This is a genomic window from Pseudoalteromonas sp. SANK 73390, from assembly GCF_054966645.1.
In genome coordinates this window covers 114,230-124,518 of the sequence record NZ_ARPN01000009.1, presented here as the reverse complement: position 1 = coordinate 124,518, position 10,289 = coordinate 114,230, and the positions used below count along the sequence as shown (strand labels likewise).

Below are 10,289 nucleotides of genomic sequence, written 5' to 3'. Positions count from 1 at the left end.
TACTCATATGCCCTCTAAAATAGAATAAACAAGCCTAATATCAACCCCAACCCTAAAAGTGGTACCACAATAGTCAACATCGCGAGCGGCCAATACGCCGCCTGATGAGTTTCTTTACAAATCGCGCGTACTGTCGTCACTACATAGCCATTATGCGGCAAAGTGTCTATTGCACCGGAGCTTATTGCAACCACTCGATGCAGTTCACTATTATTGACACCTAAATCAATATAATGTGGTGCGACAAGTGGCAAAGCAATCGCTTGCCCACCCGAAGCTGACCCAGTTAATCCTGCTATTACACTGACTGCGATGGCTGCACCTAGCAATTCATTACCCGGGATCTGCGTCATTAAAGCCACCGCTTCTTGAAATGCAGGCGTCACTTTAGCCACTGCACCAAATCCAACCACTGCAGCCGTATTACCAATCGCGATTAAAGCACCTGTAGTGCCCAAGTTAATCGCCTGCTGCAAATTAACAAAGTGCTTAAAGTTACACACCAAAATACTCAATACCCCACCCAATAACGCCACAATTAATGCGCTTTGCTGTAGCGTTTCGTGCAAAGTAAATGACAACACCAGTACCACAAGTAAAGGAATTAAGCCTGTAATTGGGTGTGGCAGATGTCGCTTAAATTCTTCCGGGTCGTCAGCACGAACTTCAAATACCTCACCATTTTGCTGTGCTTTTTCAATCATCTTCATCAATAAAAAATAACCGAGTAAAGCCATAAATACCGCCACCACCAAACTTTCTTGCCAAGCCGCATAAGGGGATGTACCTAAATATTTAATCGGTATCCAGTTTTGGATTTCGGGAGAGCCGGCTGAAGTCATAGTAAAAGTGACCGAACCAAAAGCCAACGTGGCAGGAATAAAGCGCCTTGGCAAGTTAGCATCTTTAAATAAGCTCAATGCCATGGGGTAAACGGAGAATGCCACAATAAATACACTCACCCCGCCATAGGTGAGTAATGCACAAGCCAAAACGACCGCTAGTACCGCATATTTTATACCCAGCTTGCCAACAATATAATGCGCAATCGCATCAGCGGAGCCTGTGTCTTCCATAAATTTACCAAATAAGGAACCAAGCAAAAACATAAAAAACCAAGCCTGAATAAAGCCACTAAAGCCGCTCATGTAACTGCTAATAAAGTCCACCTCAGAACCAGAGGGAAACACAGTGATACTACTACTGAGTGCAACCAACAAGGCGCATAATGGCGCACAAAGAAATAGGTTCATTCCCCGTAGCGTCAACACAATTAACAGCGCAAGAGCACCAACAAGTCCCAACATGCTTAGCATAAAATCCCTTCTTATTATTCTTTAGCACAACAGGCTGTTAGCATTGAACAAAAACACAGCAAATTCAAGATTAAAAGCATTGAGTGGAATAATAATATTAACATGACCGTTTTGGTTTCTTACTCCAGTAACTATTCATTCCAAGCTAAGCCAGCCACAGCCCAAATGAAAATAAATCTCATTTAATTATTGACACCTCTGTGAATCTAACTGATAATCAATCTCAACAAGGCGAGGCTGACGGCTCTCTTTGTTAGGTAATTCATATTGTTTCTCGACCCTGAAACACACGTGTGGCGCACGTAAACAGCCAAAGGTTAAATCTGTTTGTAACAACGCCCCTTGATACAAACATATTAACTTACTCACTATTTTACTTGCTACATTGCTCATATCGGTGACGGTAGATATGACACTAAAAAGCCCCTTGCGGGCTTTTTTTATGCTTAAATTTCAACCAACAATTTAAATGAAAATAAATCTCATTTCACTATTGACAGTCCAGTGAATCTAACTGATAATCAATCTCAACAAGGTGAGATTGACGGCTCTCTTTGTTAAGTAATTCATATTGTTTCTCGACCCTGAAACACTCGTGTGGCGCACGCAAACAGCCAAAGGTTAAATCTGTTTGTAACAACGCCCCTTGATACAAACACATTAACTTACTCACTATTTTACTTGCTACATTGCTCATATCGGTGACGGTAGATATGATACTAAAAAGCCCCTTGTGGGCTTTTTTACTTCCAAACAACTATTTTTATAGCTGTAATTGACTGTAATCGACTATAAAAACGACACACTGTATTATGCTTGCCACTTCAAGCGTGAATAACAATAATACCCATGGACCATGCTCGACGCCGCTGTAACATTACTTTGACCTTGTTGTTATTAGCTGGGTTTACTTTTACGAGCTGGTTTAGCTTTCATATGGCACATAATTCACTGAGTGAAGGAATTATTGATGAAACGCTTCCCCTCACCAGCCATGTCATCAGTACTGATTTACAAAAGCAGTTACAAGGCCCCATTTATGTTGCCCAAAGTATGGCGCAAAATCATTTTATACACTTATGGCTTAAAAATGGCAGTGCTAATAGCGAGCAGTTATTTGCTTTTTTAAACAAGACTAGAACATTGTTTAAAAGTAAAACCAGCTTTTTAGTCGATCATCACACTCAGACGTATTATCACTTTGATGGTCGTACACACCAGCTCGACTTTAGCGCACCCGAATCTAATTGGTACAAGGCTGCTATTGAAGAATCACAACGTGATTACGTATTGAATGTTGATGTTTCACCACAAGATAACTTTAGCCCGATAGTCTATGTTAATCATAAAATTATGGTTAACAACGCACTATTAGGTGTCACTGGGGTTGGTATTCAACTCAGTGACTTGCAGCAACTCATTACACATTACCAGCAGCAATATAAACGAAAAATTTACTTTTCAGATCATCAAGGTAGGTTAATTTTTTATAACCAATCAAAACTACCCAACCACACTTTAGCGTCTGAGTTTGCCTCGCACCATAGCGAGATAATAAGTCGGCCACACTATAACTTTTCAATCAATAAGCAAGGAGTACAGCGACTCATAAACAGCCGCTATATACCTGATTTAGGCTGGCACTTAATGGTCGAACAAACGTTCACCCCTGAAACCACTTTAACCGATGCTTTGTTTACAAATCTATTACTCGGTGGTGTTATTACTCTGTGTATTCTCGCTATTGCACAACTGACATTTAATCAATACCAAACTCGTTTAGAGGCCATTGCTCTGACTGACAAGCTATGTAATGTTTTCAATCGTCAAGCTTTTGAACCACAATTGCAGCGCCATATCCAACGTGCACAAAACAGCAAAGTCCCTTTGAGTTTATTGTTGCTAGATATTGATCACTTTAAACAAGTAAACGACCAGTATGGCCACTTAGTTGGCGACCAAGTATTAAAGCACTTTGCTAAGTTATGTAAATCTGTTGCTCGTAATAACGATATTTTATGCCGTTGGGGCGGAGAGGAGTTTATGATTCTAATGCCAAACTCTTACATAAAACATGCAGAACAACTCAGTGAGCGTTTGCGCAGTGCTTTAGCTACGTATGATTGCGAAGTATCTATCACCATCAGTATCGGGGTTGCTCAATACCAACCCCAAGAATCAGAAGATGACTTTATTAAACGTGCAGATGATGCGCTTTACCGAGCAAAAAGGCTAGGGCGCGATAGAAGTGAACTGGCTGCATAGCGCAGCCATACTTATCGCCTGTTTTTGCGCGCACGAGCTCGACGCTGTTTTTTCTCATCTTCTTTTGCCGCTTTTTTCGCCTCAGCAGCTTCACGCAACTGCGCAACCATCACTTCTTCTTCTTCACGCATCTGTGGCGTTTCCATGGTAATACGACCAATAATCGCATCACGCAACTCGTTAATTAAGATTTCAGACATTTTATGGGTATCAATTTGATTCCCACCACGAATACAGCCGCGTTTTTTGCCTGCCATCTCCATAAATTCCCAGTCGTGTTCTGGTAGCTCCACTATTTTGTAACGTGCTTTGAGCAGCTCAGGATATGCTTGTATAAGATATTCTGCGGTGTAGCTTGCCACTTCTTCATACTCAATCGCGGTGTCTCTAATAGCGCCCGTTGCGGCTAAACGATAACCTGAATTTTCGTTTTCTACCTTAGGCCACAGCATACCTGGCGTGTCGTATAACATAATGCCATCGTCAAGCTTAATACGTTGTTGCGCTTTGGTCACCGCGGGCTCATTTCCGGTTTTGGCTACAATGCGCCCAGCTAAAATATTAATCAGCGTTGACTTACCCACATTAGGAATACCCATGATCATCGCTTTAAGTTGCTTGTCTGCACCCACCTTATGCGGTGCTAGCTTTTTACATAATTCATTAATTTTATGTACTTCTGCAGCTTTATCATGACCAAATGCTATGGCTTTTACGCCACTATCTTGTTCAAAGTACTGCATCCATTGCTGCGTCAAGTCTGGGTCAGCCAAATCTGCTTTATTTAGTATTTTGATGACCGGCTTATCGCCACGCAAAGCCGACACCATCGGATTTTCACTACTGTAAGGAATACGTGCATCCAGCACTTCAATGATCACATCCATCTGCGGCATGATCTCTTTAATCTCATTACGAGCCTTATTCATATGCCCAGGAAACCACTGTATTGCCATTCTAACCACCTGTAATAAATGTACTTTTTAATATAACTCATGCTTTTATAAAACATGGGGTACTAAAAGCTTTTTATACAGCAGCAGTACCTTAGTCTGAGTGCGCGATATTCTACTACAAAACACGCTTAGTTTGATCGCCATTTATGCCCATAACGTGTTTACAGTGCGCTGCTATTCAAAGTTACCTATGCCTTTTAACAAACGTCCCAATACATCAGCACCTGTGATCACTCGCTGTTCTGACGTCGTCCAAACTAAAACAAGGTCATGATTAAGTACATCCGTAGATGATTCTTCAAGCTTAGAAGCATGCTTTAACATACTCAGAGCTTCACCCAATGTGCATGCTTCATCTTTAATAATTACAGGCCGATGGCAAAATGAGTAAGGATCAATATTCGTTGAAGTTTCGTTAATAAATGATCTCAAATAACCATCAACATCCAGTACTAATTGCGGCCCCCCTTTTTGATTTGTTAATACCGCCCACTTATGGCCAGAAACATTCACGCTATTTATAAATGCTTTACCTTCTGTACTTTGACTATCAGGTATAATCGGTAAGTCCAATTTACAAGGCAATGCAACTACACTTTTTGGGTCTAGCACTTCACCCTCTTCCATCACTGAAATTTTATCTATCTCTAAAAAATTTAATGCACCCACCCCTTCAACTTGAACAAGATCTGCTTCGTTCGCTTCTGCATGAGCAGTTATAATTGCTTTTAACTCTTCTTCTCTGAAGTACGTGATCCCCTCTTTACCAAGCCAACCATCGAGTAATATAGCCGTTGGTCGCGCAACCAAATAAAGAACCTTTTGATAAAAGCGAATCACCGGAGTGAGCATTGAGGCCATTTTGAGTGCATTTCTAGAAAAGTAGGCTTGCGGAAAAATTTCACCTAAAAATGTAATCACCACAGCTGAAAAGACAAATGAATACGCACCTGCAAGAATAGAATCAGAGAGCAACGTCAACAGTACGTTAATGGACACATTACCCCAAAGAATCGTCGCAAGTAAAAAGTTGGCATCTTCTCTTAAGGTCAGTATTTTCTTAGCCGTTTCGTTACCTTGTTTAAATTCTACCTCAAGTTGCAATCGACTCATGCTAAAAAACGCTAGATTTAAACCTGAGAACACAGCGCTGTGTAAAACACAAACCACTATCCCTAACCATATGAAAATATCGACACTGGCAGCTAATAAAGCACTCATTGTGCTATACCAGCGCAATCATTATTGTGATTAATTACCATACTATAACGCTCCAAAGTAAACACTCATGATATATTTCTCATTGTATGAACTACACTTTTAAATAAAGATGAAGTACAGCACACTAAACTAAAAAGACAAACAACTAATAATATGTGACACTGCATAAATATACCGCACCTTATCGAAACCACAGGATACTGGCATGCTTAAATGGGAAGCCATATTAAAAAATAACTACGAACAATTAGCAGGGTATTTAGTATCCTATGTACCGCAAGTTATAGGTGCGCTGCTGTTATTGCTAATCGGCTGGTTAATTGCCTCTTTGCTATCGCGATTAACCCTAACGGTTGTAGTTTTTCTTGGAAAACTCATTAATCGATTGGCTATCGGACTTTCACTTAAATCACAACTGAGTATACAACCACAACTTGCAGCCCTTATAAGTCGAGTCATATTTTGGGTCGTCATGGTTTTCTTTGCCGCTGCTGCTTTATCTAGCTTAGGCGTAGATTTTATTGCAACTTGGCTGCGTGAGTTACTCAGCTATTTTCCAAATTTACTGGCTGGCGTCTTTATCGTGTTTGCTGGTTTTGTTATTGGTAATATTAGCCGCTCAATGGCTGAAGCGACCGCACAAAGTACCGGATTAAAGCATGGTGCACGCATTGGCCTTATCACAAAATGGGTCATAATTAGTATCGCCATTGTCGTAGGTATTGAGCAACTCGGCGTCAATATTCAATTTATCAAAACACTTATTATTGTTGAAGTAGCAGTATTTAGCTTTGGTATTTCACTGGCATTTGGTTTAGGAAATCGTGATTTTGTCAAAAACTTAGTCGGTTCTCGTCAAGCGATTAAACATTTAAATATTGGTGAATACATAAAAATAGGGGGCTATGAAGGTAAAATCTTACGCTTTAATCAAACTATACTGGAGCTTGAAACAGCCAATGGTCGTATATTATTACCCGGAAAAATTTATAATGACTCGCCTTGCGAGGTAATAATAGGCCATGATGTATCAGAAACTTTAGATAAGCGGACTTGTTCATGACTCAAGCGATGGTCGCCCTCACTCTGCATTTTCTTGAATCAGAAACAACAGCTGCGGCTCGAAAGTTAGAATTAGTCAATATCGAGCATGCCGCGGAAGTGCTTGCTCTCGCTCCCCCGCAAACAGCCGTTAAAGTGCTCAAATCCATGATTGCAAGTGTTGCAGCGAAGCTATTAATACACCTCCCTGAGGCGCAAATAAAGTTATTGGTCAATACCATGGAGCTTGCTGATTTAGCAAGCATTCTGCGCCATACAGAAAAACCACTGCAAGACTCCTTTATCAACCAATTACCGCCAAGAAAGCAACCTTTATGTAGAATGCTCGTGGCTTATCCAGAATACACCATAGGCTCAATGATAGAGACTAATGTATTAGTTGCCGACAGCCATATGAAAGTAGAAGAGTTGCTTATTCGATTAAAGTCTCGACAATACACATATTTACAGTGGGTTTATGTTGTTAATAAAAACAAAATACTGCAAGGTACTGTTTTTATTGGTGATATATTACAGTCTGAACAGCAAATACGTGTCAATACATTAATCAAACATAAGCCTACTTCTATTCGCGCTAGTATGGATTTAAATAGCACAATGCAGTTAGAGCTTTGGAAACATCATGATTGTGTTGCTGTTGAAAACAAGCAAAAAGAATTTATGGGCGTGCTCCATTACTCAAAGCTAAGGCGTTTTAAAACCGTCAGTAATGAGGGTAATTCTAAAATTACATCTATTTCTGAAGATTTATTTGGCGTTTATGGTGACACCATCGCCAGCATGGTTGAGTTAACGCAACCAATTAATGCAGCTTCAAGTAAGATAAAAAAAGCTTAGGGAAATCTTATGACGCCAAATTCTGTGAATTTGATTGATACAATACAGTTGCTAAATAAAGAATACATTGCAAATTTTCCATATAAAAGTGTACGCTTCATTGAAAACCTATCGGCAAAAGAAAGCGCGAGTTTACTTTCAGATCAGCCTAGCTCCGTGGTTGTTAATCTGTGGCGATATATCCCCGCAGGTCTTTGTGAGAAAATATTTATTGCACTGCCCGATGCAATGGCAATTGACGTGTTGTTTGGTATTGATAGTCACATTGCAGTCGCACTTTTAAGCAGGTTACCCGAGCAAGAGTTTGCGCGTATTATTGCTGCGTTTGAGCAAACACACCCAGAAGTAGCCGCAGAATATAACGAACTATTGGCTTATCCAGATGATACCGCAGCACGCATGATGACAACCAATATCATTTGTTTTTATGCTGATACTGAAGTTAAAACTGCATTACAAAAACTACGACAGCGAAGCGCTAAAGCTGAAGAGATTATCTACATCATTGACGAACAACAAAGTATCATTGGCGAAGTTCGCTTATCTGAGTTAGTAATAAGTTCACTCGACTCAACACTAGGCTCGCTACTTAAACCAGTGCAATCAACCTTTGATGCATTAGATAGTAAGGACATGGTGATTGAGCGATTTGAGGGACACCGTAGCAGTGCTATTCCTGTTGTCGATGCGCATAAACAATTGATCGGGGCTATTCGTTTTTTTGATATTTATCAATCAACTAAGGAAGATTTAGCCACCGATATGCAAACCATGGTAGGTGTAAGTAAAGAAGAACGGGCACTATCGAGTAGTTTTTTTGCGGTCAAAAAGCGCTTACCTTGGCTACAAATCAATTTATTGACCGCATTTGCGGCTGCCGCTGTTGTGGGTGCCTTTGAGGGGCTTATTTCAGAAATTACTGCACTGGCCATTTTATTGCCTGTTGCTGCCGGTCAATCGGGCAATGCTGGCGCACAAGCTTTAGCCGTCACCATGCGTGGACTCACTCTTAGAGAGATCACAACTCGCCACTTAACAAAAATCATGCTCAAGGAACTGATAGCCGGATGCCTCAATGGCATAGCCATCGCAATTACCTGTTCGATTGCGGTCTATTTGTGGAGTGGCTCTGTCGGGCTTTCTTTAGTGATAGCGCTGGCAATGGTATCTTCGCTTGCGATTGCCTGCACCGCAGGTGCCATTGTTCCTATCGCATTAAAAAAATTCGGGATGGACCCAGCACAATCCTCTTCCATTGTATTGACAACCATCACTGATATTGCAGGGTTTATGTCATTTTTGGGCATTGCGATGCTATTGTCAGACATGCTGCCTAGAGGCTGATTAATATCGTTTGCTTTGCAAAATAGTATCTTATAAAAAATGATGTGCTCAACAAACTCACGTATACTGCGCGCATCATTTTACCTGAGTACTCATTCATATGGCGTTAAAGTCAACTATTATAAAAACACAACTATCACTGAGTGATATGGATAGGCATATCTATCAAACACTTTCGCTTACAGCTGCACAGCACCCATCGGAAAATGAACAACGCTTGATGGTCAGGTTATTAGCTTATGCTCTGCAATATCAGGCTCAACTGGAATTCACGAAGGGACTATGTGCAGACGATGAACCCGAAATTTGGGTCAAAAATTACAGCGATGAAATCGAGTTATGGGTCGAGTTAGGCTTGCCTGATGAAAAACGCTTAAAAAAAGCCTGCAATCGTGCAAAACAAGTTGTGCTTTATACGTATGGCGAAAATAATCAAGCAATATGGTGGCAAAAAAACCAGAACAAATTAGTTGGCTACGATAATTTGTCTGTAATAAGTTTGCCTTACTCAGCCACAAAAAAACTCGCTATCATGGCTGCACGCTCAATGTCACTGACAGTCACAGTACAAGATGGTGAAATATGGCTAAGTGATGAACAGCACAGTGTGCAGTGTGTACCTGAAATACTAAAATAGGGGTTTTTATGGCAATAAAGCGTGTCGTGGTATTACACGGTTTGTATATGTCTGGGTTTGTTATGCAACCACTTTGCGCCAAACTTACAAAAGAAGGGTTTGAGATTCTCAATCTAAGCTACAATACGCTTTCACCAGACAAACAAGCTATTTTTTCTGCCATAGATAAGTTTATTGAACGCCGTCCTACTGCTTTGGTTTGTCATTCAATGGGTGGCTTAGTCGCCAGAGCTTATTTAGAACATAATTCACAGCAAAGCCATAATGTAGAAAAAGTGATCACGCTTGGCACTCCTCACAAAGGCAGCGCGATCGCCCAACATATGCATGATAAAGGCTTCGATCTACTATTAAAAAATAGCATTGAATTTTTACTTAGCGACAATCAAGATTGGCCTTTTAATGCCAAGCTCTATAGTATCGCTGGCGACCTGCCTATTGGCCTGATGCCACTGATAAAAAAAGGCAGTCGCTCAGATGGTACTGTGCTACTAGAAGAAACAAAGCTCAAAGGTATGGCTGAGCATAAAGTGTTTCACCTAAGCCATACCACAATGATTTACTCACGTCAGGTAATGCAGTATATCCAGCTGTTGCTTAGCCAAGAGGATAGTTAGTCTCTGCGATAGTGACATTAATTACAGCCAGCTA

Annotated in this window: 10 protein-coding genes; 6 read left to right on the top strand and 4 right to left on the bottom strand. The window is 40.7% G+C overall.

The genetic code is table 11. The features are described from left to right. Window positions 1-14: 14 nt before the first annotated feature. Window positions 15-1,316 carry a GntP family permease gene (locus tag SANK73390_RS01045; RefSeq protein ID WP_462762435.1) on the bottom strand — a complete coding sequence of 434 codons (1,302 nt, stop codon included), beginning with the start codon at window positions 1,314-1,316 and terminating at the stop codon, window positions 15-17. Between the two features lie 490 nt (window positions 1,317-1,806). Further along, a complete protein-coding gene (locus tag SANK73390_RS01040) occupies window positions 1,807-1,989 on the bottom strand; it encodes a hypothetical protein (RefSeq protein ID WP_462762432.1) in 183 nt (60 codons plus the stop codon). A gap of 176 nt (window positions 1,990-2,165) precedes the next feature. Between SANK73390_RS01040 and SANK73390_RS01035 the strand changes: the two genes are divergently transcribed. Then, entirely contained in the window at window positions 2,166-3,581 is a 1,416-nt protein-coding gene (locus tag SANK73390_RS01035; RefSeq protein ID WP_462762429.1) for a sensor domain-containing diguanylate cyclase, read from the top strand. A gap of 11 nt (window positions 3,582-3,592) precedes the next feature. Here the strand turns inward: SANK73390_RS01035 and ylqF are convergent, their stop codons facing one another. Both ylqF and SANK73390_RS01025 read right to left on the bottom strand, forming a co-directional pair. After that, entirely contained in the window at window positions 3,593-4,537 is a 945-nt protein-coding gene (ylqF, locus tag SANK73390_RS01030; protein WP_261627077.1) for a ribosome biogenesis GTPase YlqF, read from the bottom strand. Between the two features lie 174 nt (window positions 4,538-4,711). Continuing rightward, on the bottom strand, window positions 4,712-5,758 hold the full coding sequence (locus SANK73390_RS01025; protein ID WP_462762426.1) for a DUF21 domain-containing protein: 1,047 nt from the start codon (window positions 5,756-5,758) through the stop codon (window positions 4,712-4,714). Window positions 5,759-5,963: 205 nt separating this feature from the next. Between SANK73390_RS01025 and SANK73390_RS01020 the strand changes: the two genes are divergently transcribed. The 5 genes from SANK73390_RS01020 to SANK73390_RS01000 all read left to right on the top strand — a co-directional run bounded on the left by SANK73390_RS01020 (window position 5,964) and on the right by SANK73390_RS01000 (window position 10,255). Beyond that, window positions 5,964-6,821 (top strand): mechanosensitive ion channel family protein, encoded by an 858-nt coding sequence (locus tag SANK73390_RS01020; protein WP_261594741.1) that lies wholly within the window; start codon window positions 5,964-5,966, stop codon window positions 6,819-6,821. Beyond that, the gene (locus SANK73390_RS01015; RefSeq protein ID WP_462762423.1) at window positions 6,818-7,657 is read left to right on the top strand and encodes a magnesium transporter MgtE N-terminal domain-containing protein; all 840 of its coding nucleotides are present in this window, start codon (window positions 6,818-6,820) and stop codon (window positions 7,655-7,657) included. Before SANK73390_RS01020 ends, SANK73390_RS01015 begins: the two co-directional genes overlap by 4 nt. Window positions 7,658-7,666: 9 nt before the next feature. Next, window positions 7,667-9,001, top strand: a complete 1,335-nt coding sequence (locus SANK73390_RS01010; RefSeq protein WP_462762420.1) for a magnesium transporter — start codon at window positions 7,667-7,669, stop codon at window positions 8,999-9,001. 100 nt (window positions 9,002-9,101) lie between these two features. Further along, a complete protein-coding gene (locus SANK73390_RS01005) occupies window positions 9,102-9,638 on the top strand; it encodes a YaeQ family protein (RefSeq protein ID WP_462762417.1) in 537 nt (178 codons plus the stop codon). 8 nt (window positions 9,639-9,646) lie between these two features. Continuing rightward, a complete protein-coding gene (locus SANK73390_RS01000) occupies window positions 9,647-10,255 on the top strand; it encodes a PGAP1-like alpha/beta domain-containing protein (RefSeq protein ID WP_462762414.1) in 609 nt (202 codons plus the stop codon). Window positions 10,256-10,289 lie beyond the last annotated feature (34 nt).

Coding starts and splice junctions, on each gene's coding strand:
- SANK73390_RS01035 (WP_462762429.1), top strand. CDS start 2,166: ATGGACCATGCTCGACGCCGCTGTAACATTACTTTGACCTTGTTGTTA.
- ylqF (WP_261627077.1), bottom strand. CDS start 4,537: ATGGCAATACAGTGGTTTCCTGGGCATATGAATAAGGCTCGTAATGAG.
- SANK73390_RS01005 (WP_462762417.1), top strand. CDS start 9,102: ATGGCGTTAAAGTCAACTATTATAAAAACACAACTATCACTGAGTGAT.
- SANK73390_RS01020 (WP_261594741.1), top strand. CDS start 5,964: ATGCTTAAATGGGAAGCCATATTAAAAAATAACTACGAACAATTAGCA.
- SANK73390_RS01010 (WP_462762420.1), top strand. CDS start 7,667: ATGACGCCAAATTCTGTGAATTTGATTGATACAATACAGTTGCTAAAT.
- SANK73390_RS01015 (WP_462762423.1), top strand. CDS start 6,818: ATGACTCAAGCGATGGTCGCCCTCACTCTGCATTTTCTTGAATCAGAA.
- SANK73390_RS01045 (WP_462762435.1), bottom strand. CDS start 1,316: ATGCTAAGCATGTTGGGACTTGTTGGTGCTCTTGCGCTGTTAATTGTG.
- SANK73390_RS01025 (WP_462762426.1), bottom strand. CDS start 5,758: ATGAGTGCTTTATTAGCTGCCAGTGTCGATATTTTCATATGGTTAGGG.
- SANK73390_RS01000 (WP_462762414.1), top strand. CDS start 9,647: ATGGCAATAAAGCGTGTCGTGGTATTACACGGTTTGTATATGTCTGGG.